The sequence below is a fragment of the Tabrizicola sp. BL-A-41-H6 genome (assembly GCF_050632395.1).
In the GTDB taxonomy this organism is placed as follows: domain Bacteria; phylum Pseudomonadota; class Alphaproteobacteria; order Rhodobacterales; family Rhodobacteraceae; genus JAUYQR01.
Genome location: NZ_CP192600.1, coordinates 3,652,519 through 3,677,651 on the forward strand (window position 1 = coordinate 3,652,519; position 25,133 = coordinate 3,677,651).

At 65.8% G+C, this 25,133-nt stretch carries 28 protein-coding genes; 9 read left to right on the forward strand and 19 right to left on the reverse strand.

The features are described from left to right. Positions 1–6 precede the first annotated feature (6 nt). The 4 genes from ACROUL_RS18000 to ACROUL_RS18015 all read right to left on the reverse strand — a co-directional run bounded on the left by ACROUL_RS18000 (position 7) and on the right by ACROUL_RS18015 (position 4,786). Positions 7–1,533 (reverse strand): ATP-dependent DNA helicase, encoded by a 1,527-nt coding sequence (locus ACROUL_RS18000; protein WP_431300809.1) that lies wholly within the window; start codon positions 1,531–1,533, stop codon positions 7–9. Between the two features lie 38 nt (positions 1,534–1,571). Beyond that, a complete protein-coding gene (locus ACROUL_RS18005) occupies positions 1,572–1,760 on the reverse strand; it encodes a hypothetical protein (RefSeq protein ID WP_431300810.1) in 189 nt (62 codons plus the stop codon). 268 nt (positions 1,761–2,028) lie between these two features. Next, positions 2,029–3,321, reverse strand: coding sequence for a crotonyl-CoA carboxylase/reductase (gene ccrA / locus ACROUL_RS18010; protein WP_431300811.1), 1,293 nt, complete (start codon positions 3,319–3,321; stop codon positions 2,029–2,031). Between the two features lie 130 nt (positions 3,322–3,451). Next, the gene (locus ACROUL_RS18015) at positions 3,452–4,786 is read right to left on the reverse strand and encodes a 1-acyl-sn-glycerol-3-phosphate acyltransferase (RefSeq protein WP_431300812.1); all 1,335 of its coding nucleotides are present in this window, start codon (positions 4,784–4,786) and stop codon (positions 3,452–3,454) included. A 184-nt stretch (positions 4,787–4,970) separates the two neighbouring features. Between ACROUL_RS18015 and ACROUL_RS18020 the strand changes: the two genes are divergently transcribed. The 4 genes from ACROUL_RS18020 to ACROUL_RS18035 all read left to right on the forward strand — a co-directional run bounded on the left by ACROUL_RS18020 (position 4,971) and on the right by ACROUL_RS18035 (position 9,245). After that, the gene (locus tag ACROUL_RS18020) at positions 4,971–6,929 is read left to right on the forward strand and encodes a methylmalonyl-CoA mutase family protein (RefSeq protein ID WP_431300813.1); all 1,959 of its coding nucleotides are present in this window, start codon (positions 4,971–4,973) and stop codon (positions 6,927–6,929) included. An 83-nt stretch (positions 6,930–7,012) separates the two neighbouring features. After that, a complete protein-coding gene (locus tag ACROUL_RS18025) occupies positions 7,013–7,366 on the forward strand; it encodes a DUF6455 family protein (RefSeq protein ID WP_431300814.1) in 354 nt (117 codons plus the stop codon). A 172-nt stretch (positions 7,367–7,538) separates the two neighbouring features. Beyond that, positions 7,539–8,243 (forward strand): purine-nucleoside phosphorylase, encoded by a 705-nt coding sequence (deoD, locus tag ACROUL_RS18030; protein WP_431300815.1) that lies wholly within the window; start codon positions 7,539–7,541, stop codon positions 8,241–8,243. A 66-nt stretch (positions 8,244–8,309) separates the two neighbouring features. Next, positions 8,310–9,245, forward strand: a complete 936-nt coding sequence (locus ACROUL_RS18035; RefSeq protein WP_431300816.1) for an NADP-dependent oxidoreductase — start codon at positions 8,310–8,312, stop codon at positions 9,243–9,245. Here the strand turns inward: ACROUL_RS18035 and ACROUL_RS18040 are convergent. After that, a complete protein-coding gene (locus ACROUL_RS18040) occupies positions 9,227–10,105 on the reverse strand; it encodes a LysR family transcriptional regulator (protein ID WP_431300817.1) in 879 nt (292 codons plus the stop codon). The two genes, ACROUL_RS18035 and ACROUL_RS18040, sit on opposite strands and share 19 nt — an antisense overlap. 95 nt (positions 10,106–10,200) lie before the next feature. On the opposite strand from ACROUL_RS18040, the gene glyA reads away from it, so the two are divergent. Together glyA and ACROUL_RS18050 are read left to right on the forward strand one after the other, a co-directional pair. Then, complete coding sequence (gene glyA, locus ACROUL_RS18045; RefSeq protein WP_431300818.1) at positions 10,201–11,520, forward strand: serine hydroxymethyltransferase; 1,320 nt, start codon at positions 10,201–10,203, stop codon at positions 11,518–11,520. Positions 11,521–11,570: 50 nt separating this feature from the next. Next, positions 11,571–12,554, forward strand: a complete 984-nt coding sequence (locus ACROUL_RS18050; protein WP_431300819.1) for an aldo/keto reductase — start codon at positions 11,571–11,573, stop codon at positions 12,552–12,554. A 49-nt stretch (positions 12,555–12,603) separates the two neighbouring features. Here ACROUL_RS18050 and ACROUL_RS18055 read toward each other — a convergent pair whose 3' ends face one another. The 14 genes from ACROUL_RS18055 to ACROUL_RS18120 form a co-directional block, all read right to left on the reverse strand. Next, complete coding sequence (locus ACROUL_RS18055) at positions 12,604–13,467, reverse strand: urea carboxylase-associated family protein (RefSeq protein WP_431300820.1); 864 nt, start codon at positions 13,465–13,467, stop codon at positions 12,604–12,606. 12 nt (positions 13,468–13,479) lie between these two features. Then, positions 13,480–14,139 (reverse strand): exopolysaccharide biosynthesis protein, encoded by a 660-nt coding sequence (locus ACROUL_RS18060; protein ID WP_431300821.1) that lies wholly within the window; start codon positions 14,137–14,139, stop codon positions 13,480–13,482. Between the two features lie 76 nt (positions 14,140–14,215). Beyond that, complete coding sequence (locus ACROUL_RS18065) at positions 14,216–14,992, reverse strand: succinate dehydrogenase iron-sulfur subunit (RefSeq protein ID WP_431300822.1); 777 nt, start codon at positions 14,990–14,992, stop codon at positions 14,216–14,218. Positions 14,993–15,003: 11 nt separating this feature from the next. Then, complete coding sequence (locus ACROUL_RS18070) at positions 15,004–16,143, reverse strand: glycosyltransferase 61 family protein (RefSeq protein WP_431300823.1); 1,140 nt, start codon at positions 16,141–16,143, stop codon at positions 15,004–15,006. 1 nt (position 16,144) lies between these two features. Beyond that, positions 16,145–16,432 carry a hypothetical protein gene (locus ACROUL_RS18075; protein ID WP_431300824.1) on the reverse strand — a complete coding sequence of 96 codons (288 nt, stop codon included), beginning with the start codon at positions 16,430–16,432 and terminating at the stop codon, positions 16,145–16,147. 4 nt (positions 16,433–16,436) lie between these two features. After that, on the reverse strand, positions 16,437–16,748 hold the full coding sequence (locus tag ACROUL_RS18080) for a hypothetical protein (protein ID WP_431300825.1): 312 nt from the start codon (positions 16,746–16,748) through the stop codon (positions 16,437–16,439). Positions 16,749–16,758: 10 nt separating this feature from the next. Continuing rightward, positions 16,759–17,178, reverse strand: a complete 420-nt coding sequence (locus ACROUL_RS18085) for a hypothetical protein (protein WP_431300826.1) — start codon at positions 17,176–17,178, stop codon at positions 16,759–16,761. Beyond that, positions 17,178–18,980 carry a succinate dehydrogenase flavoprotein subunit gene (sdhA, locus tag ACROUL_RS18090; RefSeq protein ID WP_431300827.1) on the reverse strand — a complete coding sequence of 601 codons (1,803 nt, stop codon included), beginning with the start codon at positions 18,978–18,980 and terminating at the stop codon, positions 17,178–17,180. Before sdhA ends, ACROUL_RS18085 begins: the two co-directional genes overlap by 1 nt. Positions 18,981–18,990: 10 nt before the next feature. Further along, positions 18,991–19,362, reverse strand: coding sequence for a succinate dehydrogenase, hydrophobic membrane anchor protein (locus ACROUL_RS18095; protein ID WP_431300828.1), 372 nt, complete (start codon positions 19,360–19,362; stop codon positions 18,991–18,993). Positions 19,363–19,370: 8 nt separating this feature from the next. Next, on the reverse strand, positions 19,371–19,763 hold the full coding sequence (gene sdhC, locus ACROUL_RS18100; protein ID WP_431300829.1) for a succinate dehydrogenase, cytochrome b556 subunit: 393 nt from the start codon (positions 19,761–19,763) through the stop codon (positions 19,371–19,373). Between the two features lie 179 nt (positions 19,764–19,942). Then, entirely contained in the window at positions 19,943–20,971 is a 1,029-nt protein-coding gene (locus ACROUL_RS18105; RefSeq protein WP_431300830.1) for a MaoC family dehydratase, read from the reverse strand. Continuing rightward, positions 20,972–21,175 (reverse strand): DUF1737 domain-containing protein, encoded by a 204-nt coding sequence (locus tag ACROUL_RS18110; protein WP_431300831.1) that lies wholly within the window; start codon positions 21,173–21,175, stop codon positions 20,972–20,974. It abuts the gene before it with no gap. Positions 21,176–21,268: 93 nt separating this feature from the next. Beyond that, entirely contained in the window at positions 21,269–21,814 is a 546-nt protein-coding gene (locus tag ACROUL_RS18115; protein WP_431300832.1) for an NnrU family protein, read from the reverse strand. A 39-nt stretch (positions 21,815–21,853) separates the two neighbouring features. After that, entirely contained in the window at positions 21,854–22,702 is an 849-nt protein-coding gene (locus tag ACROUL_RS18120; RefSeq protein ID WP_431300833.1) for an HpcH/HpaI aldolase/citrate lyase family protein, read from the reverse strand. 160 nt (positions 22,703–22,862) lie between these two features. Here ACROUL_RS18120 and ACROUL_RS18125 point away from each other — a divergent pair, with 160 nt between their 5' ends. The 3 genes from ACROUL_RS18125 to ACROUL_RS18135 all read left to right on the forward strand — a co-directional run bounded on the left by ACROUL_RS18125 (position 22,863) and on the right by ACROUL_RS18135 (position 25,079). Next, complete coding sequence (locus tag ACROUL_RS18125) at positions 22,863–23,189, forward strand: hypothetical protein (RefSeq protein WP_431300834.1); 327 nt, start codon at positions 22,863–22,865, stop codon at positions 23,187–23,189. Positions 23,190–23,344: 155 nt separating this feature from the next. Continuing rightward, positions 23,345–24,307: a malate dehydrogenase gene (gene mdh, locus ACROUL_RS18130; RefSeq protein ID WP_431300835.1), complete on the forward strand. Its 963-nt coding sequence runs from the start codon at positions 23,345–23,347 to the stop codon at positions 24,305–24,307. A gap of 112 nt (positions 24,308–24,419) precedes the next feature. Next, positions 24,420–25,079 (forward strand): class I SAM-dependent methyltransferase, encoded by a 660-nt coding sequence (locus ACROUL_RS18135; protein WP_431300836.1) that lies wholly within the window; start codon positions 24,420–24,422, stop codon positions 25,077–25,079. Positions 25,080–25,133: the final 54 nt, after the last annotated feature.

Here is a 25,133-nt window from a genome sequence, read left to right on the forward strand (position 1 = left end):
CGCCGGTCATTCCGCTCCGTCCGCCAAGGCAAGCGGTGCGGGATCGCGCCGCAGATCATCAATCGTCAACGGTGCCAAGGGCCGCGCCAACCGGTTGCGCACCACCCAGTAAAGCCGCGTCTGCGCCCGGGTGATCGCCACATAGGCCAGCCGCTTCCACAAGGGCACACCCGCTTCCGAGCGCCCCGATTGGGCGGCTGCATAAAGGTCCGGCGCAAACACCTGCACCGCGTCCCACTGGCTGCCCTGCGCCTTGTGGATCGTCACCGCCGCCCCGTGCAGGAAGGCCGCGCCCATCCGGGCCGCGTGCGGAATGAAGGGCTCTTCCTCGTCGGGCATTTCGATCTTGATGATGCTTGCCGCCGAAATCTGCGGCTCCTCGGCCCCAACCACGTGCAACTTGGCAAAGCCCTCTCGGTTGCCTTCGCCCAGATAGATCACCTGCGCGCCCTTGATCAGCCCGCGCGCCTCCAGATCGATCCGCTTCTTCCTGTGCTTCAACGGCAATTCGATCCCGTCGCAGATCAAGGGCTCGCCCGGCAGCAGCCGGTCCTCCGGCGCGCCATACGCCGACCGGAACGCCTGGATCAGCCGTACCCGCGTCGCGTTGCGCCACACCAGCACCGGGCTGCGCGCCATCAGCCCCGCATCCACCCGCTCGGCCCAGACCACCCGGTCGTCCGCCCGCGCCCGGTCCTCGACCATCCGCTCGAACTCTTCGAACCCCAGCCGCTCGTCGCCAAGGGCGTGGGCAAGGTCAAGGATCGGGTTGTCCTCAGCCTGCCGGTGGATCCGGCTCAGCACCAACCGCCGGCTCTCGCCCAGCTTGTCGAACACCATCTCGCCCGACGCGCCCACCGGGGCCAGTTGCGCGGGGTCGCCAAACAATACCAGCGTCGGAAAGATTTCGCGCAGGTCGGCCAGCGCGCGTTCGTCCAGCATCGAGGACTCGTCCACGAACCCCACATCCAGCGGCTCCTCGCGGCGCTTCCAGCCCTTGATGAAATCGCTGCCCTTCAACCCGGCCGCCGCCAGCGCGCCCGGTATCGACGCGACCGTCTGGTAAAACGCATGCGCCCGGTCCAGCGCCAGATCGGTCAGCCCCTCGACCACCGGGCGCGGCCCATTCCCGGCCAGCCACTCGGCGATCTTTTCATACTGCGGGTCATAGACGGGGGTATAAAGGATGCGGTGGATCGTCGTCGCGGGCACTCCGCGCAACCGCAGCACGCTTGCCGCCTTGTTGGTCGGCGCCAATATCGCCAGCGTGCGGCGATCCTTCCGCCGCCGCCCCTCGTAATCGCCCGAAACGATCTCAACCCCGGCAGCCTTCAGGCTTCGGTATAGCGCCGCCAGCAGCATCGTCTTGCCCGACCCGGCCTTGCCCACCACCGCCAGCACCGAAGGCTTGCCCTCGGCCATCGGCGTCAACACGCCCTCGGTCACGTCGATGCCGTGCATCGCAAGCTCAGCGGCCAGTCGGTCGAACGCTTGGGCCTGATCGTCAGAAAAGGTAAGGGCGGGGGTTTGCATGGCCGCGACCATAACCGCCTTCAAAACCGGGCGCGAGGTTATTGCGTCGGCTCCGTCGGCCCGTTTTCGTCGGCTCCACCCTGATCCGGGGTGAGCTCCTGCGCAGCGATCTCGGCCCGCGCCACCGCAAGCGCCTCGTCAGCCTTCGCCGCAAGTGCGGGCAATCTGTTCGCAGTGGCATAAGCCTTCAGATCCGACAACACGTCATAGATCCAGTCGTGGCGCATGAGGCCCCCGGGAACGATTCAACTGCACATTGCAAAGCCACCGCCATCTTGCCGACAGCCTGGCCCGCACGGTCAACAGTCGTCGATGCGGCCAGCAGGGCAAGCCGGAAAATCGCCGCATACCGGGTTCTGCGCTGTAAATCGTAGTTAACATACCAAGGCGGACAGCCTCAGCGTGTCACGGGCACCAGGCCTTCGACCACCGGCAGAACCGGTCCGTCCGCCGCGTCAATCCGGCGCGGCGCGGTCCGGCGGGCAGCGCTGTTCGTCACGCCGGGCGGCTCGCCTCCAGCGTGTCTTCAAAGGTCCGCAGCCCGGTGCGCGGCGCCTGCACCAGCACCGCCATGTTGCCCGGCTTGTGCTGGTTCTTCCACATCAACGTATGCGCCCGCGGTATCTCGGCCCAAGGAAACACCTCTGACATGCAGGGGTCCAGCCGCCGCTCCACCATCAGCTTGTTGGCCGCCGCCGCCTGCTTCAGATGCGCAAAGTGGCTGCCCTGCAACCGCTTCTGGTGCATCCACATGTAGCGCACGTCGAAGGTGCAGTTGAACCCGGTGGTCCCCGCGCAGATCACCACCATGCCGCCCTTCTTCACCACCAAGGACGATACCGGAAACGTCGCCTCGCCCGGATGCTCAAAGACCATGTCCACCGACACACCCTTGCCGGTGATGTCCCAGATCGCCTTGCCGAAGCGCCGCGCCTCCTTCAGCCAGACGTTATACTCCTCGCTGCCAACCTTCGGCAGCTGCCCCCAGCATTTGAAGTCGCCCCGGTTGATCACACCCTTGGCGCCAAGGCTCATCACGAAATCGCGCTTGCTCTCGTCGCTGATCACGCCGATCGCATTGGCCCCCGCCGTGTTGATCAACTGGATCGCATACGACCCAAGGCCGCCCGACGCGCCCCAGACCAGCACGTTCTGCCCCGGTTTCAGGTCATGCGGCTCATGCCCGAACAGCATCCGGTAGGCGGTGGCCAGCGTCAGCGTGTAGCAGGCACTTTCTTCCCAGGTCAGGTGCTTCGGGCGCGGCATCAATTGCTGCGACTGGACGCGCGTGAACTGCGCGAAAGACCCGTCGTGGGTTTCATAGCCCCAGATCCGCTGGCTGGGTGAAAACATCGGATCGCCACCATTGCATTCCTCGTCGTCGCCGTCGTCCTGATTGCAGTGGACCACCACCTCATCCCCGACCTTCCAGCGTTTCACCTTGTCGCCCACCGCCCAGACGATCCCCGCCGCATCCGACCCCAACACCGCGTAGGGCTGCTTGTGCCCGTCGAACACCGAGATCGGCTCGCCCAGCGCGGCCCAGACGCCGTTGTAATTGACCCCCGCCGCCATCACCATCACCAGCACCTCGTTGCTGTCGATGGCCCAGGTGTCCACCACCTCCTGCAGCATCGCGGTTTCCGGGGCTCCGTGCCGCTCGCGCCGGATCACCCAGGCATACATCTGCTTTGGCACATGGCCCAAAGGCGGCATCTCCCCAAGCTCGTACAGGTCTTTCAGCGGTGCGTCATGAACCGGGGGAGCCGATTGCGTGTCCAAAGCCAACAGAGCCTCCGTCAGGAATGCCGCGCCGCAGAATCGGCGCCGTTTTCCAAGAATAGCGACCGTTCACGCAACTTTGCAACCCTGTAAGTTGCTGTTTTGTAATTTTATGTCCGCCGCGTTGCGGCAACTGTCAGACGACGGGCACCGAAGAGGCGTAGAAAGCCAGCAGCGCTTCCTGTCCCGGCACCGGTTGCATCGCCTCGCTCACCACGCCCCGCGCGATCAACGGCGTCAGCCCCTCCGCCATCACCGCCTTGATCCCCTGCGGCGGCAGTTTCAGAACCGCGCCCGCCGCCTCCAGCCGCGCGATCAGCGCCAGAACCCGCGCGCGCACCTCGTCCCGCGATGCGGCCCCCTCAACCAGCGCCCGTGCCACCAGCGGCACCGACACCACCGGCACCACCTGCGCAATGGCCGCCATCAGCCGCTCGCCCAAGGTCTCGACGTCGCCGCCCTCCGCCAAAAACCGCTTCAATGACACCGGCGCGCCAAAGGCCGCAGCCGCCGTGCCAAACCCCTTGAACCGCCCGCGCATCCGGTTCCACATCAACCCGAACGCATGCCAGCCCACCCGCAGCGGCCTCACCCGGAACCGCCGCCCGCCTTCCGCCGCCGCCGCGACCAGCACCCGGTCCTCCAGCACCCGGTCATAGGCAAGGCCCACCGGCACGAACACCACGTCCCGGCCCCCCGGCTCGAACCCTTCGACGATATAGCTCAACAGGCCCATCTTCGCCGGCCCGACCCGCCCATCAAGGCTAAGCCCGCCCTCCGGAAAGATCGCCTGCGTCGTTCCCTCCGCCGTGGCCATCTGCACATAACGCGCAAGCACGCGGCGATACAAAGCGTTGCGGCTGCCGCGCCGGATGAAATAGGCCCCCATCGCCCGGATCATCGCGCTCAACGGCCAGACCCGCGCCCATTCCCCCACCGCATAGGAAATCGCCGCCCGGTCCGCCACCAGCCACGTCACCAGCACATAATCCACGTTCGACCGGTGGTTCATCACAAAGATCACCGTGGCCTTCGGGTCGACATTCGCCAACTCCTTGTCCACCTTGCCAACCCGCACCCGGAACAACAACCGGCTCAGCCACTTCGCCGCCCGCGTTGCAAACCCGAAATACAGCGTGGCGGAAAATCCCGGCACGATCTCGCGCGCATAGGTCCGCGCCTCCTCGAACGCGACAGACCCCGGCACTCCCGTCTCGGCGGCATGGGCCATCGCCGCCTCCACCACCTTCGGGTCATAGGCCAGCCGCGCCACCATGTCCGCCCGCCGCGCCAGCTTGAACAGATCCACCTTCCGGTCCAACCGCGCATTCAGCCGCGACAGCGCCCGCTCCGCCCGCCGCCGAAAGAACCACCGCACCGAGGGAAACAGAAAATGCGTGGCAAAACTCACCGTGGCAAAGCCAAGGATAAGGATCAAAAGCCAGACAGGAACCGCCACCGTGCCGAACATCGCCAGACCCTATCCGATCTCGTCAAACCGACAACGGCCTTTCATCTGTCCGCAAATATCCCGGGGGTGCGGGGGCCGGCCCCCGCTCCGCCATCGCCGCAGCGCAGCGATTGACACTGGCATGAAATGTCCCGTATCCAATCCTTGACGCAATAAAATTACCCGCCCGACTCGCGAGGCCGACATGACCAAAGACGCACCCTGGCTCTTTCGCACCTATGCCGGCCACTCCACGGCCGCCGCCTCGAACGCGCTTTACCGCACCAACCTCGCCAAGGGGCAGACCGGCCTTTCCGTGGCCTTCGACCTGCCCACCCAGACCGGCTACGACAGCGACCATGAACTGGCCCGTGGCGAGGTCGGCAAGGTCGGCGTCCCCGTCGCTCACCTCGGCGACATGCGCACCCTCTTCCGCGATATCCCGCTCGACCAGATGAACACCTCGATGACGATCAATGCCACCGCCCCGTGGCTTCTGGCGCTCTACATCGCGGTGGCCGAAGAACAGGGTGCCGACGTCTCGGCCCTGCAAGGCACCGTGCAGAACGACATCATCAAGGAATACCTCAGCCGGGGCACCTACATCTGCCCGCCGGCGCCCTCACTTCGCATGATCACCGACGTCGCCGCCTACACCGCAGACCACCTGCCCAAATGGAACCCGATGAACGTCTGCAGTTACCACCTGCAGGAAGCCGGGGCGACGCCGGAACAGGAACTGGCCTTCGCGCTCGCCACCGCCTGCGCCGTCCTCGATGACCTCAAGGGCAAAGTCTCGCCCTCCGATTTCCCGATGCTTGCCGGGCGCATCTCGTTCTTCGTCAACGCGGGCATCCGCTTTGTCACCGAACTGTGCAAGATGCGCGCCTTCACCGAGTTGTGGGACGAACTTCTCGCAACCCGCTACGGCATCGCGGATGCGAAGTATCGCCGCTTTCGCTACGGCGTGCAGGTCAACTCGCTGGGCCTCACCGAACAGCAGCCGGAAAACAACGTGACGCGCATCCTTCTGGAAATGCTGGCCGTGACGCTGTCGAAAAACGCCCGCGCCCGCGCCGTCCAGCTTCCCGCCTGGAACGAAGCGCTTGGCCTGCCGCGCCCGTGGGATCAGCAATGGTCGCTCCGCATGCAGCAGATCCTCGCCTATGAAACCGACCTGCTGGAATACGACGACCTTTTCGACGGCAACCCCGCCATCGACCGCAAGGTGGCCGCCCTGAAAGACGGCGCGCGCGATGAACTCGCGCGGATCGACGCGATGGGCGGTGCCGTCGCCGCCATCGAGCACATGAAATCCCGCCTTGTCGAAGCCAACGCCGAACGCATCGCCCGCATTGAATCGGGCGAAACCACAGTCGTCGGCGTGAACCGCTTCACCACCACCGAACCGTCGCCCCTGACCACCGGCGACGGCCTCATCATGCAGGCCGACCCAAAGGCCGAGGCCGACCAGATCGCCCGCCTTCATGCGTGGCGCGCCACCCGCGACAGCGCCGCCGTGTCCAAGGTGCTCAGCGCCCTTCGTCAAGCCGCCGCAACCGCGCAAAACATCATGCCCGCCTCCATCGCCGCCGCCAAAGCCGGCGTCACCACCGGCGAATGGGCCGCCGTGATCCGCCACGCCTTTGGCGAATACCGTGCCCCCACGGGTGTCTCCCGCGCGCCCTCGAACCGCACCGAAGGGCTGGAGCCGATCCGCGACGCCGTCGCCACCGTCTCGTCGAAACTTGGCCGCCAACTGACGTTCCTCATGGGCAAGCCCGGCCTCGACGGCCACTCGAACGGCGCCGAACAGATCGCCGCCCGCGCCCGCGACTGCGGCATGGCGATCCACTACGCCGGCATCCGCCTGACGCCTGCCGAAATCGTCGCCGCCGCCGAGGCGGAAAACCCCCATGTCATCGGCCTTTCCATCCTGTCGGGCAGCCACCTGCCGCTCGTCACCGAAACCCTGCACCAGCTTCGTGCCGCCGGCCTTGGCCACATCCCCCTTGTCGTCGGCGGCATCATCCCCGACGAAGACGCCACCGCCCTCCGCGCGCTTGGCGTGGCACAGGTCTACACGCCCAAGGATTTCCAGCTGAACCGTATCATGCTTGATATCGTGGCGCTGGCCGAACCCGGTGCCGTGGCGGCCGAGTGATTTTGTCGCGTTTGACGCAGGTCAATCCCTGCCAAGCCTTGACCCGCTACCTTTCGGGGCATCCGCCACGAAGGAAGCCTCCCATGTTCGACCGTATCCGCGCCCTCCTCGCACATCTTAACGACGTGAGCGAGGTCAACGCTCTCACCGACCGCGACCTCTCGGATCTCGGGATGAACCGTGATCAGGTGCTCGCCTTCCTGAACATGCCGCAGGACGTGACCGAACGTGTCACCGCGATGGGCGCGATCTTCGGCATCCCCGAAGCCGCGCTGAAGCGTGACCACGCGCAATGGGTCGATCTTCTCACCACCTGCGGCCAATGCGCCGACAGGGGCCGTTGCGCCGCACATCTCGCCCGCGGCAAGGACAAAGCCGGGGCGACCTTCTGCCCGAACGTCCCCACCTTCGACGACCTCGCCGCCAGAGCCGCCTGACCCCTCGCCGGCCGCCCGTTTTCAACCTTGCCCGCCTGCGCAGGACGGCCCATTAATGGTGCCGGTGTCTGGCTTGGTGCCATACGCGTGCCATACGCTTGCCAGACACAAGGCAGACCAGAAAACAACGGGAAATCAGGCAATTAACCCTGATACCGGCAGCGAGGAAGAAATGACCGTCCACATCGGTGCGAAACCCGGCGAGATCGCCGAAACCGTCCTCATGCCGGGCGACCCCTACCGCGCCCGCTGGGCCGCAGAGACCTTCCTCAAGGACGCGGTGCTGGTGAACGAGGTGCGCGGGATGCTCGGCTACACCGGCACCTGGAACGGCCACCGCGTCACCATCCACGGCTCTGGCATGGGGATGCCGTCGCTGTCGATTTACGCCAACGAACTGATCCGCGACTACGGCGCCAAGACCTTGATCCGCATAGGGTCTGCGGGCGCGCTGCCCGCCCACGTCAACGTCCGCGACATCATCCTCGCGCAAACCTGCTCCACCCTCGGCTCGCCCTCACGGTCGATCTTCAAGGAACTGAGCTTTGCCCCCTGCGCCGATTTCGGCCTCCTTCGCGCCGCCTACAACGCCGCGCGCGACAACGGCACAACCACCCATGTCGGCGGCATCTACTCCTCCGATACCTTCTACGACGAACGCCCCGACCTCTGGCAGGAACTCACCCGCCACGGTTGCCTCGGCGTCGAGATGGAGGCGGCAGAGCTTTACATGGTCGCCGCCCGCCAAGGCGCCCGCGCCCTCGCCATCCTCACCGTCTCCGACCACATCGCCACCGGCGAGGCGCTACCCTCGGACCAGCGCGAACGATCCTTCGGCGCGATGGTCGAGATTGCGCTGAAAGCCGCCTTCACCTGAAGCGAAGGCTGGTTCCCGCAGCCAAACAGCCTATATCGGGCATAGCCCTAACCGATTGGTCCGATTATGAAAGCTGCCCGTATCCACGCCTATGGCGCGTCCTCCGAAATTCGCATCGAAGACGCGCCTTTGCCCGCCCTGAACGATGACGACGTGCTGATCCGGGTCGTTGCCACCTCGGTAAACCCGGTCGACTGGAAGATCCGCAAGGGCTACCTCAAGGCCTTCATCCCCTACGAGATGCCGCTCATCATGGGCTGGGATGTCTCGGGTGTGGTTGAAAAAACCGGCTCCGCCGTGACCCGGTTCAAGCCGGGCGACGCCGTCTATTCCCGCCCCGACATCGCCCGCAACGGTGCCTATGCCGAATACGTCGCCGTGCGCGAATCCGAGATCGCGTTCAAGCCCACCACCATCAGCCATGTCGAGGCCGCAAGCCTGCCCCTCGTTTCCATCACCGCATGGGAGGCGCTGTTCACCACAGCCAACCTGACGGCGGGCCAGCGCGTCCTGATCCACGCTGGCGCCGGCGGCGTCGGCTCCATCGCCGTGCAACTTGCCCGCGCCAAGGGCGCTCACGTCACCGCCACAGCCTCCGGCCCCAAATCCGCCCTCGTCCGCTCGCTCGGCGCAGACGAGGTGATCGACTACCACGCGCAGGATTTTGCCAACGTCGCCAAAGACATGGATGTCGTTTTCGACACCATCGGCGGCGAGGTTCAGGAAAAGTCCTGGGGTGTTCTGAAACCCGGCGGGATGCTGGTGTCAATCACCAACCGCCCCTCCGAAGACCGCGCCAAGGCGATGGGCAAACGCGCCGGATACGTCTTCATCGGCCCGAATGCCGCGATCCTGAACGACCTCGGCCAGATGGTCGACCTTGGCCAGGTCCGCCCGCTCATCGCCGCTGAATTCGGCCTGAACGACACCGCAAAGGCACAAGACCTCAGCGAAACCGGACGCGCCACCGGCAAGATCGTGATCTACGCGGGCCATCCCTGACCCAGCAGAAACGCCGCCACCCGCTGCACCGCAGTCCCCGGTCGCAGCGGGCGCGCCGACCATAGCCGCAAGCCCCGCGCCAGCGTCACCCGCGTGCCAAACGGGGCCACCAGCGCCCCCCGCGCCATGTGCCCCGCCACCAGCGCCTCATGCCCCATCAGCACGCCCGCGCCCCCGGCCGCCTCTTCCACCGCCAGCGCATATAGCGAAAACACCGGCCCGCGCGGTACGAACCGCTGCCCCGGCATCGCGTCCGCAGCCCAGACCGCCCAATCCTCGGCCCAACTTGCGTCTTGCAGGCACGCCACCCCGGCCAGATCCTCCGGCTGCCGCAATCGCGCCGCAAGTCCAGGGGCACAAACGGGAAAAATCACCTCTGGCGCCACCAGCGTGCCGCTTGTCCCGGGAAAAAGGCTCAGGTCATACGAAGCGCGCTTCAGGTTGGGCGGCGCTTCCATCGCGGTGATCGACACTGCGATTTCGGGTGCGATCGCCCTCAGATTCGGCAATCTTGGCGACAGCCACAACTGCGCAAGCGCTGGAAGCGTGGCGATATGCACAGTCGCCGGCGCCGCCTCGGCCCGCAATACCTGCACGGCACCCGCCATCGCATCGAACGCCGCCACGAAGCCCGGCAACGCCCGCGCGCCCACCGCCGTCAGCCGTACGCCCCGCGCCGCCCGCTCGAACAAGGCCGCACCCAGCGCCGCTTCCAGCCCCTTGACCTGCGCCGTCACGGCCCCCGGCGTCACACCCAACTCCACTGCCGCCGCCGCAAAACTTTCCAGCCGCGCCGCCGCCTCAAAGGCACGCAGCGCGCTTAACGGCAGGTCTTTCGGGCGGGGTGGTGCGACGGCCAAATCAGCCTCAAGATTTCTAACCCTAGCTTTCCGCAAAACTGATTTGCAGGCAACCCCGCCTGCATGTCTTCTGCGCCAAAGAACAGGAGATCACGATGCCCCACCTCGCCCCGCGCCCTTGGGTTCCCGCCACCTGCGAAACCCTGATCCAGCGCATCGCAAATGAGACCGCTGCCGCCTCCCGGACCGTCGCCGCACGGATCCAAACCCTGATCGAGGCGAACCTGCAGATCCACGATCGTGATTGCTTCAACCTCAACCCAGCCACCAACGTGATGAACCCCCGCGCCGAAGCCGCCCTCGCCCGCGGCCTCGGCTCACGCCCCTCACTCGGCTATCCCGGTGACAAATACGAGATGGGGCTCGAGGCGATCGAAGAGATCGAGGTCATCACCGCCGAACTTGCCGCCGAAATCTTCCATGCGAAATACGCCGAAATCCGCGTCGGCTCGGGTGCCTTGGCCAACCTCTACGGCTTCATGGCCCTCACCAAACCCGGCGATGCAATCATCGCACCGCCCCCGTCCGTTGGGGGCCACGTCACCCACCACGCCGCCGGATGCGCCGGCCTCTACGGCCTCGTTAGCCACCCCGCTCCGGTTGATTCCGACGGCTACACTATTGATCTTACGGCACTCCGTACCCTCGCCCACAGCGTGAAACCGAAGCTCATCACCATCGGCGGCAGCCTCAACCTCTTCCCCCATCCCGTCGCCGAAATACGCGCGATAGCCGACGAAGTGGGTGCCCATGTCCTCTTCGACGCAGCCCACCAGTGCGGCATGATCGCCGGCGGCATCTTCCCCGACCCGCTCACCATGGGCGCACATCTGATGACGATGAGCACCTACAAATCCCTCGGCGGCCCCGCCGGCGGATTGATCGTCACCAACGACGCCAGCATTGCCGAACGGCTGGATCATATCGCCTACCCCGGGATGACCGCCAACTTCGACGCCGGTAAATCCGCAGCCCTTGCGCTCACCCTCCTCGACTGGCGCGACCATGGCCGCGCCTATGCGCAAGCGATGGCCACCCTTTCTCGCGCGCTGGCCAAAGAGCTTGCCGCCCTTGGCCTTCCCGTCTTCGCCGCGGACAGGGGCGCCACCCAATCCCACCAGTTCGCCATCGAGGCAGCAGCCTTCGGCGGTGGGCAGACCGCGTCCAAGACCCTGCGCCGCGCCGGTTTCCTCGCCTGCGGCATCGGCCTGCCCATCGCCGAGGTGGCGGGCGACCTGAACGGCCTGCGCATCGGCACTCCCGAACTGGTCCGCCGCGGCGTCACCCCCGCCGATGCCCCGGTCCTCGCCGCCCTCATCGCCGAAGGTCTGCGCTCCAACGCGCCCGAAACCGTCGCCCCCCGCACCAAGGCATTCCGTGCCCGCTTCCAGGGACTGCACTACATCACCCCTTGACCTCGCCGCCGCCCCGGCTTCACCTGCCCGCCAAACGACAAGGAGCCGTCATGCAGCAACGTCAACTCGGAGCCGGTGGTCCCATGGTGTCGGCCATCGGCCTCGGGTGCCTGTCCTTCGGCGGTCTTTTCGGTGCCACGACCGACGACGAAAGCTTGCGTTGCCTTGACGCAGCCTGGGACCACGGCATCACCTTCCTCGACACGGCCAACATCTATGGCGTGGGCCGGTCCGAAACCGTCGTCGGAGAATGGCTCCGCACCCGCAAGCGCCGGCCTGTCATCGCCACCAAGGCGTCCATCGTCCCCGGCCCCGCCCGCCGGATCGACAACTCCGCCCCCCACCTGCGGGCCGAACTGGAAGGCTCGCTGCGCCGCCTCGGGATCGACCACGTCGACCTCTTCTACATCCATCGCCACGAAGCGGCCCGGCCCATCGAAGAGGTCGCCGAAACCCTCGCCGCCCTTGTTCGCGAAGGCAAGATCGGCGGCTACGGCATGTCCGAGGTCGCACCCTACACGCTGGAACGCGCCCACGCCGTCCACCCCGTGCGGGCCATCCAGAACGAATACTCGCTCTGGACGCGCCAACCGGAACTTGGCCTGATCCAGCGCTGCGCCGCTCTCGGCACCGCCTTTATCCCCTTCTCGCCCCTCGCCCGCGGCGCGCTTGGCCACACGATGCTCGACCCCGCCACCCTGACACCCGGCGAGTTTCGCACCCAGATCCCGCGCTTTTCCGCGGAAAACTGGCCGCGGAACAAGGCCCGGATCGAGGCATTCCGTGCCTACGCCGCCGACCGAGGCCTCAGCCCTGCCGCGTTGGCCCTCGCCTGGGTGCTGGCGCAAGGCCACCATCTGATCCCGATCCCCGGCACCCGCACAGCAGCCCACCTTGCCCATTGGGCCGGTGCCAGCGACATCACCCTCAGCCCCGAAGATCAAAGTGAAATTGCTCGCCTCCTGCCGATCGGCTGGGCATTTGGCGACCGCTACGACGACGATCAGGCAACCACGGTCGAACGCTACTGCTGACCTGCTGCTTGCTCATATCGAAAATCGTCTCGGGTGGGCCCCGCCGCGCTTAAAGCCCGTGGCTCCGGTCGTACGGGTTCGCCCCCGGCGCCACCCAGCCTGCCGGTGCCACCTTGGGTTGGAACACCTCCACCAGCAGCGGATGGCACCGCGCCTCATCCGAGGAATGCTTGGCCGAACAATCCCCGCCGGGGCAGGCGGACAGCGCGCCCAGCAGGTCGATCTCGGCGAAGAATTCGATGAAATCGCCGGGACGCACCGGCGAGGCCTTCATGAAATACTGCCCCGTATCGCGCGTGAACCCGGTGCACATGAAGACGTTCAGAACGTCATGCACATGGCGTTCGGCTTCATGGAGCGGCAGTCCCGTCCGCCCCGCCAAGGCCCGCGTCAGGTTCGAATGGCAGCAATGGTGATACTGGTCGCCGCTGGACAACAGTGCATGGGTGTAGGGGTCGCAACGTGTGCCGATTACGTCATGCACCGCCCCACCAAAGGCATCGAACCCGTACCAGTCCAGCGTATCCTCGGTGATCAGCGCCATCGGCCGCAGATAGGGCAGGCACGACCACATCCGGTCCCCCGCGCTCAGGTGCGTGCCATGCAGCGCCCGTGTCTTGCCCGAAAAGAACCGCTCGCCCAGATCACCCGCCGCCCACAGGTTCAGATCCCCCACCTGCGGCCCCTCGACCGAGGTGATGCGGAAGTATGACCCTGCCGGCACATCGAAACACAGCGCCTCGCGCGGCGGCACCAAATGCTCGGATACCCGCTCCCAGCCTTCCCGCGCGGCAAGGAAGGGGCCTAGGTCCGGCCGCCCCAGCCGTTCCACCGGGTAGCAGATCACCGGCTCCACGGCCTTGCGGTCAGCCGCGTCAGCAGGCGAACGGTGCACGGGGTGGTCCGGCTTCATTGGGGCGTCCGATCAGGTGAAAGCGTTCAGGAACAGAAAGATGATCGCCCGCAGCATCGCATAGATCACGCCATAGGCAACCACGACCGCCACGACCGCCAACACCAGCCCACCGATGATCCAGACCCCATCCCGCTCCAGCACCCCCAGCGCGATGATGCAGATGGTGAAGGCCGGCAGCATGTTCCCGAACGGCACCGGCAGCACCAAAACCAGCGCCAGCACCAGCGCCACCGCGCCCAAGGCGCGCTCCACCACCGGGTCGCTCAGCCACATCAGGCGCGGTCGCAACAGCCGTTCGGCCCGCGCGATCAGGGGCGACACGCGTTGAATCATCTTGCCAAAGTCGGCGCGGGCCATCGACCGGGCCGCGATAACCTGCGGGAACCACGGCACCCGCCCAAGCATCATCTGCGTCGCGATGAACAGCAGCGGCAGGCCCAGCAACCCGGACGTGCCCGGCGGCGCTGGCAACACGTTCGGCAGCGCAAAGATCAGCAGCAGCGCACCATAGGCCCGCAACTGCATCGCCGTCACCAGATCGGAAATCGCGATCCGTTCGCGCGTCTCGTCCCCTGCCAACTCGTCCAGCATCACCGACAGCGGCTTGCGCTCCGGCTTGGCGCTCCGATGCGAGGGGTTTGGCTCCGCGTCCTGTGGGTCGGGTGTCATGCGCAGCTTTCCTGCGGCCATGATGCCGCAAGCGTCAGATGTATTCACGCAGAAGCGGCCTGTGAAGGGCCGCGCCTCAGACGATCCGCTCGACCATCATCTTCTTGATCTCGGCAATCGCCTTTGCCGGGTTCAGACCCTTGGGGCAGGTCTTGGCGCAGTTCATGATGGTGTGGCAGCGATACAGCTTGAAGGGGTCTTCAAGATCATCCAGCCGCTCGCCCGTCGCCTCGTCCCGGCTGTCGATGATCCAGCGGTAGGCGTGCAGCAGCGCCGCCGGCCCAAGGTAGCGGTCGCTGTTCCACCAGTAGCTCGGGCAAGCTGTCGAGCAGCAGGCGCACATCACGCATTCATAAAGCCCGTCCAGCTTGGACCGGTCCTCGATCGACTGACGCCATTCCTTGGCGGGGCGGTTGGTCTTGGTTTCCAACCACGGCATGATGCTGGCATGTTGCCCGTAAAACAACGTCAGGTCGGGGATAAGGTCGCGGATCACCGGCATGTGCGGCAAGGGATAGATCCGCACGTCGCCCTTCACCTCGTCCAGCCCGTAGATGCAGGCCAGAGTGTTGATCCCGTCGATGTTCATCGCGCACGATCCGCAAATCCCCTCACGGCAAGACCGCCGGAAGGTCAGGGTCGGGTCGATCTCGGCCTTGATCTTGATCAGCGCATCCAGAACCATCGGGCCGCAGGTATCCATGTCGACGAAATAGGTGTCCACCCGCGGGTTCTGCCCGTCATCCGGCGTCCAGCGGTAAACCTGAAACTTCCGCACGTTCTTGCCGTCCGGCTTGGGCCAGGTCTTTCCGGTGCGGATGGTCGAGTTTTTCGGCAGCGAGAACTGAGCCATGTTTCAGCCTTTCATGCAGGTGCGCCAACAAGGCGCGTAAAGTCGGGTGTCAGGCCAAGACGGGCCAGAACGGCCTCGTTCACGGCGCGCTGGCCCGGTGTTGTGGGGTTTGCCGCCATCCATCCGGCCAGATCGGCCTCCGCGGCAGCGCGATATGCGGCGTCATCCCACAGCGGCGAGATGTCGATGCCAACTTCGGCCAAGGCCACGAACAGGGCGTCCCGGTCATACAGCGCCACTTCGCGGTCCACCCGGCTGGCGCGGGTTTCCGTCTCGGTGCCCAGCTTGCCCGCCACCGTCTCGTGATAGGCCAGATGCCGGCAGCGTGGCTTTAACTGCAGCCGCGCGGTGTTGCGATGGGGCCGGCGGCGCAGCACATGGATCTCCTGCCGCACGCGGCCCACAAGGGTGCGGCCATGCAGTGCCGAGCCTTCGGAAAAGATCAGCACGGATGCCCCGGCATAAAGCGCCAGTTGGTCGCGCAGCGACACCCGGCCCGGGTCCAGTATCCGCACGCCCAGGCCTTCCAGCAGCGCCGCAAGATAGCCCTCGCCCGCATGGCCGCCACCGCCCGCCGGCACCAGCCCCGCGCGGGTGACAAAAACCAGCCGATGACGCTCGGGCACCAGCGCGTTGCGGCGCGCCCGGTCCTCCAGCAGATCAAGGTATTCCGTCGCGGTCGGAATCTGCCCAAGCATCTCGCCCTGCGCCGCGACGCGCAGCGTGCGGACAAGGCATGGATCGGTGACGATAACCACCCGGTCGCGGCGGAGCCCGTGCCAATCCAGCACGTCCCAGACATAGCCGGGCAGGGTTTCCGCGCTGTCGTCGGGCGGCACGGTGAACAGATAGACGTCATCGGGCCGGTCGCTCAGCGATTGCGGCAGCCGGGTCAACTGCTCGGCCACCAGATGCCCGAAATGGCGGATCAGGTACCCGCCCCAGACCGCTGGCCGCGTTTCCACGGGGGTCTGGCCCTTTGGCCGTTTCGGCGCGGTGTCCTGCGCCAACCCGCCCCGACAATGCCGCGCGGCCACCTGCGTGTCGAAGTCCGGCCAAATCGGCCCGCCCGTCACAACCGTGCGCCGTGCCTTTGCCACCGGCACCACCGGCACGTCGCGGAACACTTGCATATCGGGCAGCGCGCTCATCCTAGCTCCGCCAATCCGGGCGGTCATATAGCGGCCGACTGGGCAGTTCGCCCGACTTCGAGACCACGCAGGATTCGTAGACCGCCGAAGGGTCGCGCCTCATCAGGTAATCCGACGTCACCGTCAGTTCCGCTTCCGCCGCCGTGCGCCCGCCCGAACCCACACCGAACGCCACCTCTCCGCGCGGCTGCTGCGCCAGACGCGCGCGTTCAAAGCACTGCCGCTCGGCCTCTTGCAGCGTCACCGGGCCACAACCCGCCAGAACCAGAAGGATGCCAAACCGTTTCATGCAATCACCGGATCGGAGGCACGCCATTGGCGGAGTAACAGGCTTGCGCCGAAGGGCGCAAAGCAATCTCGCGGATCGTGGCCATGGTCGAGGTTCCAGCCTCCACCCCCACGTCGCGCGCCAGAAGACGCACCTCGTCCGGGCTGGCCGCGTCAAGTATGCAGTTCGTCGCCAACTGCGCCGGGCCTGCCGGCATATCAAGATTCACCACCGGCAACACGACTTGTTCGGCCACTTGCCTCATCGTCTTGTCGGCAAAAACCTGCGGGTCGCAGGCGGCCAGGGGAAGCACAGCAAGCAAGATTGCCCAGCGCATCAGTTCCTCCTTACGGTTTCAGGCAGCCGTATCCGGCCCCACCCATCAGCACGTTGCAATAGCGCCCGCCAGTGCTACCCGTGCGGACAGGTGTCGAAGCCGCCGTTGCCGCGGGTGGCGATCCGTAGATGTAGGTTTCGGTGGTGCCCGTCGCCGTCACCTTGCGCGTGGTTGATTGCGGCACGCCTCCCACCGGTTGCAGCGTCGTACTTTGGCCACCCGCGCAGGCATTTATCGCAGCAAGCTCTTCGGGAGTCGACGAAATGCGGCCCGTTGCACCAGCGGCCCGGGCAGCGGCTGCACGCGCCGTAAAGCCGGACTCGGCGGTGCAGCGCACGATCACATCGGGGTCATTGACCGACGCCGGCGCGCTCGACTGGCAGCCCATCAGGACCGGCAAAAGGCATATCAGAAACAGGGCTGAACGCATCAATACACCCTCGCTTTCGGCGCGATCTTCTTCAGGTCGATCCCGCCCTGATCCTGCGTCGTCAGCGGTTCCAGATGCACGGGCCTTGTCGACAGCGTCACCTTTGCGCCGTCCACCACCGCCAGCGAATGCACCCGCCAGTTCACGTCATCACGGGTCGGATGGTCTTCCTGCGCATGGGCGCCCCGGCTTTCCTTGCGCGCCTCGGCGGCCACGATGGTGGCCAGCGCGTTCGGCATGAGGTTGGTAAGTTCCAGCGTTTCCATCAGGTCGCTGTTCCACACCATGCTGCGGTCCGTCACCTTCAGGTCGCCCACCCGCCCGGCAATTGCGGTCATCTTGGCCACACCCTCGGCCAGGGTCTTGTCGGTGCGGAACACCGCCGCATCGGCCTGCATGGTCTTTTGCATGTCAAGCCGTAGCTCCGCCGTCGGCACCGCGCCATTGGCATGGCGCAGCCCGTCGAACCGCGACAGCGCGCGATCGACCTCGGCCTTGTTCACCGGGGCGACAGCAGCCTTGCAGTCAACCACTTCGCCCGCGCGGATTGCCGCCGCACGCCCAAAGACCACCAGGTCGATAAGGCTGTTCGACCCCAACCGGTTGGCCCCATGCACCGACGCGCAGCCCGCTTCGCCCACTGCCATCAGGCCGGGGAAGATGTTGTCGGGGTTGCCCGGCACCGGGTTCAGCACCTCGCCCCAATAGTTCGTCGGAATGCCGCCCATGTTGTAATGCACCGTCGGCAGCACCGGGATCGGCTCCTTCAACAGATCAACCCCCGCAAAGATCCGCGCCGACTCGGTGATCCCCGGCAGCCGCAGCTCCAGCGTCTCTTTCGGCAGGTGGTTCAGGTTCAGGTGGATATGGTCCTTGTTCGGCCCCACCCCGCGCCCTTCGCGGATCTCGATGGTCATGCAGCGGGAAACCACATCGCGCGACGCCAGATCCTTGTAGGTGGGCGCGTAGCGTTCCATGAACCGCTCGCCCTCGCTGTTAGTCAGATAGCCGCCTTCGCCCCGTGCGCCTTCGGTGATCAGACAACCCGAGCCGTAGATGCCGGTTGGATGGAACTGCACGAACTCCATGTCCTGAAGCGGCAGACCCGCCCGCGCCACCATGCCGCCGCCATCGCCGGTGCAGGTATGGGCCGAGGTCGCGCTGAAATAGGCCCGACCGTAGCCACCGGTCGCCAGCACCACCATCTTCGCATTGAAGACATGCATGGTGCCGTCATCCAGCTTCCACGCCACCACACCGGTGCAGCGCCCATCTGTGATCACAAGATCCAGCGCGAAGTATTCGATGTAGAATTCCGCGTTGTTCTTCAGGCTTTGCCCATACAGCGTGTGCAGGATGGCGTGTCCAGTCCGGTCGGCGGCGGCACAGGTTCGCTGCACCGGCGGGCCTTCGCCATACTCGGTCGTATGGCCACCGAAGGGACGCTGGTAGATCTTGCCCTCTTCGGTGCGGCTGAACGGCACGCCGTAATGCTCCAGCTCATAAACCGCCTTCGGCGCCTCGCGCGCAAGGTATTCCATCGCGTCCGTATCGCCCAGCCAGTCCGACCCTTTGACGGTGTCGTACATGTGCCATTGCCACGAGTCCGGCCCCATGTTGCCAAGGCTTGCGGCGATCCCGCCCTGCGCGGCCACGGTGTGGCTCCGCGTCGGGAACACCTTGGTCACGCAGGCCGTGCGCAAGCCCTGTTCGGCCATCCCCAGCGTGGCACGCAAACCGGCACCCCCGGCCCCCACCACAACCACGTCATAGTCATGCACTTCATACGGATAGGCAGTCATCATTTGTCCTTCACAGCGCCATGCGCGCCAGCGCGAAAAGCCCGGTCGCAGCCACGACCCAGGCCAGCAATGTCACGCCGATCACCAGCGCCTTGCGCGTCGTGCCGCGCGTGTAATCCTCGATCATCACCGTGGCGCCCATTGCGAAATGCCGCATCCCGACCACCAGCAGCAGCGCCGTGACGATCGCGGGAAACGGGCTGCCAAAGGTCGCCACCACCACATCATGCGGCTGACCAAGCGCCTTGCCGAAGATGTAAAGCCACACCGGCACCAAGAACGTCAGCCCGACCGAAGAGATCGTCATCGCCCAGTGATGCTCGGTCCCCGAATGGGCAGAGCCGAAGCCTTCGGCCCGTTTGCGTAAGGTCAGATAGCGCATGGGCTGCCTCATTGAACCAGAAGGATGGTGATTGCGGTCAGCACGACCGACCCGATCAGACAGGCCCAGCCCAGCTTTTCCGCCGTCTCGATGTGCAGGCCACGCCCGCTGTCCCAGTAAAGGTGCCGCAAGCCAGCCAGCAGGTGATACCACACCGCCAGCGCCGACCCCGCGAACACCAGATCGCCGAACCAGCTTGTCGCCACAGCATCGGCCACCGCGAAATACTCTGCACTCGTCGCCGCAGCCAGCAGCCACCACACCGCCAGCACCACGCCCACGATCAGGGCATTACCCGTGATCCGCGTCAGGATCGAAGTGATCGAGGTCAGTTGCGGCCGGTAATACGGCCCGATCATGAAGGGCGAGATCGGTCGCTCCACCCGTTTCGGTTCAGCCATCACGGTGTTCCTTTCTCGCCTCGGCGCGCCTTGGTCACAGCGCCTTCAGATCACAGGCCTCTGAATATAGCGTTTTTTTCCCAAGTCACGCGCACAGACGCCGCAGAGCGGCAAAGTTTGCGCTACCGCAGCAAGTTTTTCACGTTTGTGATCACGATTTTTTTCAGCGTGATCACAAATCACATCGGCAGTAGTGCCCAATAATCCAGATCAAGCAGTACCTCGGGCAGATACTTCCCGTCGGCCCCTTGCAACGTCCCCGCCGCGCCCTTCGTGGCCACCAGCCGCAACCGCAGCGCGCCAACCCCCGGCGCCGAGGTCTCCGCCCGGTCCAGAACCTCCGACCACGCCCGGACCGTATCGCCCGCAAAACACGGATTGGCATGGGCACCGGCGTTCAACGCCACGATCATCTGCGCGTTTGCCAGCCCGTTGAAACTCAAGGCCCGCGCCAGACTGATCACATGCCCGCCATAGATCAGCCGCCGCCCGTCCTCGCGCTGGCTCACGTCGAAATGCACCTTCGACGTGTTCTGCCAAGCCCGCGTCGCCAGCATGTGCTCGGCCTCCTCGACCGTCACCCCGTCGACATGGTCGATCACCTCGCCCACCGCATAATCGCCCCAACGGTGCCGCTCGCCCGCCAGCGCAAAATCATATCGCGTGAAATCAAGGCCTGCGGGCACCAACAGATCGGCCGCTGCCACCGAAGCCGCCAGGTCCGGCACCGTCACCGGCACCACAACCTCCCGCCGCCGCTTGCGGACCATCACCCAGCGCACATACTCCAGCACCGCCTCGTCGCGCTGGTTCAACCCGACGGTTCGCACCCAGACCACGCCCGTCGCCCCGCTCGACGTCTCCTTCAGCCCGATCACGGTGGACTGAGAGCGCAGCGTATCGCCCGGCCAGACCGGCCGCAGCCAGCGCCCCTCGGCATAGCCAAGGTTCGCCACCGCGTTCAGTGAAACATCCGGAACGGTCTTGCCAAAGACCACGTGGAACGCCAGCAGATCATCCAGCGGCGAGGCCGCCAGACCCGCCGCCCGCGCAAATTCGTCCGACGAATAGACCGCATGCCGCGCCGGGTAGAGCGCATGATAAAGCGCCCGCTCGCCCGCCCCCACCGTGCGCGGCACGGCATGGACGATCACCTCGCCCAAGCGGTAATCCTCGAAGAACCGCCCCGGATTGGTCTTGGTCGCCACCTAAAGCTCCCCCAGCTTCACGTCCGGCGCATATTCGCCCTCGACCTCCTTCACCACAGCCTGGCCACAGCGCATCACGCCATTGCCGGCATCGAAGGCATAGGTCGGCCCGCCGTGCAGCGCCCACCCCTTGTTCAGCGCCGCCGTCACCTTGTGGCAAAAGGCCGACGTGTCATCCTCGCTCAGAAACCGATACAGCTTCATTACCCCCTCCCTCCAATCTGACTGAAACGTGCTTCCTCTTTGCATAAATATGCCGCGTGGGGCTCCGGGGGGTGTGACTCCCCCGGTCCACCCTCAGCCCCAAGGCGGCACGCCCAGCCAGTTGTGGATCAGCATCACGATCACCACTACGACGATCGTGCCGACCACCGCCATGACCTCTTTCTTCGCCGGCGCAGGCGCGGGCCGCACCCAGGCAGGCTCCGACCGGTTGATCACGATCACGGCGACCACGGCCCAGGCCAGCAGCCCGCCAAACAGGATGATCGACGCCAGATCGCCGTTCACCAACAGATGCGCCACCGCCCAGGTCTTCACCGCCGTCAGTTGCGGATGCCGGATCACGCGGGTAATCGCGGTCTTCATGCCGCTCGCCGCGTAAAGATAAAGCGCCAGCAGCATCAGCAGGTTGTTCACATGGACCAGAAAGCCGGGCGGCTCCCAGACCGGCACGAACTCTGCCGCGCGGTAGCCAAGCACCATCAGCACCACCGAGGCCAGAACCAGCACGGTGACCAGCCCCTTGCCCTTGTCGCCCATGCCCGCCCGCCGCGCCGGGGCCAGCCGCTTGAACAGATGCGCCCCCCACCACAAGGCTACGCCAAGTATCAGCACCGTCATCCCCGAAACTCCCGTTAGGACCGCGCCGCCACCCTGCCGTCATTCGCTGCCGCCTGCAATCGCCTCGGCCTGTTCCAGAATCCGCTTCGCCGTCTCGACATGCAGGCTCTCGACGATCCGCCCATCCAGCACCGCCACGCCTTCCCCCCGCGCCTGCGCCTCGCGGAACGCCGCGATCTGCCGCGCAGCTAGCGATATCTCTTCCGGCGAGGGGGCAAACACCTCGTTGGCCACCGCCAACTGGTCGGGGTGGATCAGCGTCTTGCCGTCAAAGCCCATATCGCGGCCCTGCTCGCATTCCGCGCGCAAGCCGGCCGCGTCTTTGAAGGCGTTATAGACTCCGTCAACCACCACCCGCCCCTCGGCCTTCGCCGCCAAAAGGCAAGCGCCCAGCCCCGCTATCATCGGCAGGCGATCCGGCCGGAAACGGCTGCCGATCTCTCGCGCCAGATCGTTGGTGCCGACCACCATTCCCACCAGCCCCGGATGCGCAGCAATCCCGGCCGCGTTCAGCATCCCCCGTGCCGTCTCCATCATCGCCCAGAGCGGCACCTGCGGCATCAGCGCCGCAACCGCATCCAGATCGGCAGGGCGCCCGACCTTCGGCACCAGCACCCCGTCCACCGCCGCATTCCCCGCAAAGGCCGCCGCATCGTCGCGCCCCCAGATCGTGTCCAGCCCGTTGATCCGCACGATCCGCGCCCGCGACCCAAAGTCCGCAACCGCCAGTTCCCGCAGCAGAATGTCCCGCGCCCGGGCCTTTTCTTCTGGCAGCACCGCGTCTTCCAGATCAAAGATGATGGCATCCGCAGGCAGGTCACGCGCCTTCTCCAGCGCCCTCTCCTTCGACGCAGGGATGTAGAGCATCGAGCGATACAGCCGCGCCATGATTCTTCTCCAAGCAATTTTCTTTCGTTTGGAAGCATGAAATTGCCATATTCGGCAAGGCCAATCTTGCTGCATTGCAGAAAAAACCGCGCGCCGCATTTACCCGCCCTCAGCGCCAGACGCGCAGCCTCGGGGCCGATCAACCCCGAAAGGCGCGCCCATGACCCCGCAGATGTCGCAGATGATGATGATGGTCCTCTCGCTCGGCTTCGCCGGCGTCATCCTTGCCACCCAGATCAGCCACAGCGCCCCGCAATGGGCGCGCCATGCCGACGTCGTGGACACACTCGCGCAAGACTACGGCGAAGCCCGACGCAGCCAGGGGATTTCCGCGAACAACACGCTGATGGAGCTTTTCGCCTCCGATGCCACCGGCACCTGGACGCTTACGGTCACCACGCCCGATGGCACCACCTGCCTCGTGGCATCAGGCGAAGGCTACGAAGCGGTCACCGATCCCCCGCCGGAGAAGGGCACGCGCGCCTAGGCCAGCCCCTCGCTCAGTGTTATCGCTAACCCCACATCGTTGGGCCGAAAACCGCAAATTGCTGCATACGATGGTATACATACAGTGCCGGTGCCGCTGGACAGCCGCCCCCGAACGGGCTACGCCTCACCTCGCATCAACTTAGGGAGACCCCCATGTCCAGACCCAAGATTGCCCTCATCGGCGCCGGTCAGATCGGCGGCACGCTCGCCCACCTCGTCGCGCTGAAAGAGCTTGGCGACGTCATCCTGTTCGACATCGCCGAAGGCGTCCCGCAAGGCAAATCGCTGGACATCGCGCAATCGGGCCCGTCCGAAGGCTTCGACGCTTCGATGCGCGGCACCAATTCCTACGCCGACATTGCCGGCGCCGATGTCTGCATTGTAACCGCCGGTGTGCCGCGCAAGCCCGGCATGTCGCGCGACGACCTTCTCGGCATCAACCTCAAGGTGATGAAGGCCGTCGGCGAAGGCATCAAGGCCCACGCCCCGAACGCCTTCGTCATTTGCATCACCAACCCCTTGGATGCGATGGTCTGGGCGTTGCGCGAATTTTCCGGCCTGCCGCACCACATGGTCGTCGGCATGGCGGGCGTGCTGGACTCGGCCCGCTTCCGCCACTTCCTCTCGCTCGAATTCAACGTCTCGATGCGCGACGTCACAGCCTTCGTCCTCGGCGGGCACGGCGACACGATGGTCCCGTTGACCCGCTATTCCACCGTCGCCGGCATCCCGCTGCCGGACCTCGTCCAGATGGGCTGGACCACGCAGGAAAAGCTTGACGCCATCGTGCAGCGCACCCGTGACGGCGGCGCCGAAATCGTTGGCCTGCTGAAGACCGGCTCAGCGTTCTACGCTCCCGCGACCAGCGCCATCGAAATGGCCGAAGCCTACCTCAAGGACCAAAAGCGCCTGCTGCCCTGTGCGGCCTACGTCAAGGGCGCGTTCGGCCTCAACGGCATGTATGTCGGCGTCCCGACCGTGATCGGCGCCGGCGGCATCGAACGCATCGCCGACATCAAGCTCACGCGCGACGAACAGGTGATGTTCGACAAGTCGGTCGACGCGGTCAAAGGCCTCGTCGCCGCCTGCAAGGCCATCGACCCCACCCTCGCCTGAGACCCTGGCGGGCCGCGCACCCTGCGGCCCTCCAACCTTCCTCTTTGCACAAATATCCCACGGGGGTCCGGGGGTGTGAAACCCCCGGGCGGCCCGCCAAAGGCACCGCTCCATGCCAGCCTCACCCTACCTCGTCCCCGGTTTTTACGATGACGCGCTGGCGAAGGGCCGCCACCGCGACATTGTCGGTGGCCGCTGGGACGAAACCGGCCGCGCGCAAATGGCCATCCTGCGCGACGCGGGCCTCCTACCCCATCACCAGTTGCTCGATATCGGCTGCGGCGCGCTGCGCCTTGGCCACATGGCGGTTCAGTACCTCGATCCCGGCCACTACCGGGGCACCGACGCTTCGCTCGCCCTGATGCGGCGCGGGCGGGATCTCGAACTTGCCAACGAAAGCCGCCTGCCGCTCGATCACCTCGTCGAGGACGCAGATTTCTCCCTCCCCGGCATCCCGGACACGATTGACTTCGCCATCGCCTTCGGGGTCTTCACCCACCTGCCCGCAGCCATGCTGCGCCCCGCCCTCACCTCGGTTCGCGCGCGGCTGCGGCACCTCGACACGCTTCTTCTAACCGTGTTTCTTGCCCCGCCCGGCCATGCCGGCGCCCATCGCCAGCCCGACGGCGTGGTGACCCATCCGGACCGTCCGCCCTACCACCGCACCGCCGCCGAGGTCGAGGCCGACGCAGCTGCTACCGGCTTCACGCTGTCCTGGCAGGCCGTTCAGCTGCCGCGCGGGCAGGTGCTCTGCCACCTGAAACCCGCCTGACGCCCGCTCCGCATCCGGCATTCCCGACCCTCGCGGCCATTGACCACAACCCCA

Bases quoted from the DNA above. Each gene is read 5' to 3' on its own strand.
- ACROUL_RS18025 (WP_431300814.1), top strand. From the start codon at position 7,013: ATGTTCGACCGTATCCGCGCCCTCCTCGCACATCTTAACGACGTGAGC.
- ACROUL_RS18000 (WP_431300809.1), bottom strand. From the start codon at position 1,533: ATGCAAACCCCCGCCCTTACCTTTTCTGACGATCAGGCCCAAGCGTTC.
- sdhA (WP_431300827.1), bottom strand. From the start codon at position 18,980: ATGACTGCCTATCCGTATGAAGTGCATGACTATGACGTGGTTGTGGTG.
- ACROUL_RS18065 (WP_431300822.1), bottom strand. From the start codon at position 14,992: ATGGCTCAGTTCTCGCTGCCGAAAAACTCGACCATCCGCACCGGAAAG.
- ACROUL_RS18070 (WP_431300823.1), bottom strand. From the start codon at position 16,143: ATGAGCGCGCTGCCCGATATGCAAGTGTTCCGCGACGTGCCGGTGGTG.
- ACROUL_RS18115 (WP_431300832.1), bottom strand. From the start codon at position 21,814: ATGACGGTGCTGATACTTGGCGTAGCCTTGTGGTGGGGGGCGCATCTG.
- ACROUL_RS18060 (WP_431300821.1), bottom strand. From the start codon at position 14,139: ATGACACCCGACCCACAGGACGCGGAGCCAAACCCCTCGCATCGGAGC.
- ACROUL_RS18015 (WP_431300812.1), bottom strand. From the start codon at position 4,786: ATGTTCGGCACGGTGGCGGTTCCTGTCTGGCTTTTGATCCTTATCCTT.
- ACROUL_RS18080 (WP_431300825.1), bottom strand. From the start codon at position 16,748: ATGCGCTGGGCAATCTTGCTTGCTGTGCTTCCCCTGGCCGCCTGCGAC.
- glyA (WP_431300818.1), top strand. From the start codon at position 10,201: ATGCCCCACCTCGCCCCGCGCCCTTGGGTTCCCGCCACCTGCGAAACC.
- ACROUL_RS18135 (WP_431300836.1), top strand. From the start codon at position 24,420: ATGCCAGCCTCACCCTACCTCGTCCCCGGTTTTTACGATGACGCGCTG.
- ACROUL_RS18075 (WP_431300824.1), bottom strand. From the start codon at position 16,432: ATGAAACGGTTTGGCATCCTTCTGGTTCTGGCGGGTTGTGGCCCGGTG.
- ACROUL_RS18050 (WP_431300819.1), top strand. From the start codon at position 11,571: ATGCAGCAACGTCAACTCGGAGCCGGTGGTCCCATGGTGTCGGCCATC.
- sdhC (WP_431300829.1), bottom strand. From the start codon at position 19,763: ATGGCTGAACCGAAACGGGTGGAGCGACCGATCTCGCCCTTCATGATC.
- ACROUL_RS18035 (WP_431300816.1), top strand. From the start codon at position 8,310: ATGAAAGCTGCCCGTATCCACGCCTATGGCGCGTCCTCCGAAATTCGC.
- ACROUL_RS18120 (WP_431300833.1), bottom strand. From the start codon at position 22,702: ATGGCGCGGCTGTATCGCTCGATGCTCTACATCCCTGCGTCGAAGGAG.
- mdh (WP_431300835.1), top strand. From the start codon at position 23,345: ATGTCCAGACCCAAGATTGCCCTCATCGGCGCCGGTCAGATCGGCGGC.
- ACROUL_RS18085 (WP_431300826.1), bottom strand. From the start codon at position 17,178: ATGCGTTCAGCCCTGTTTCTGATATGCCTTTTGCCGGTCCTGATGGGC.
- ACROUL_RS18110 (WP_431300831.1), bottom strand. From the start codon at position 21,175: ATGAAGCTGTATCGGTTTCTGAGCGAGGATGACACGTCGGCCTTTTGC.
- ACROUL_RS18095 (WP_431300828.1), bottom strand. From the start codon at position 19,362: ATGCGCTATCTGACCTTACGCAAACGGGCCGAAGGCTTCGGCTCTGCC.
- deoD (WP_431300815.1), top strand. From the start codon at position 7,539: ATGACCGTCCACATCGGTGCGAAACCCGGCGAGATCGCCGAAACCGTC.
- ACROUL_RS18125 (WP_431300834.1), top strand. From the start codon at position 22,863: ATGACCCCGCAGATGTCGCAGATGATGATGATGGTCCTCTCGCTCGGC.
- ACROUL_RS18020 (WP_431300813.1), top strand. From the start codon at position 4,971: ATGACCAAAGACGCACCCTGGCTCTTTCGCACCTATGCCGGCCACTCC.
- ACROUL_RS18055 (WP_431300820.1), bottom strand. From the start codon at position 13,467: ATGAAGCCGGACCACCCCGTGCACCGTTCGCCTGCTGACGCGGCTGAC.
- ACROUL_RS18005 (WP_431300810.1), bottom strand. From the start codon at position 1,760: ATGCGCCACGACTGGATCTATGACGTGTTGTCGGATCTGAAGGCTTAT.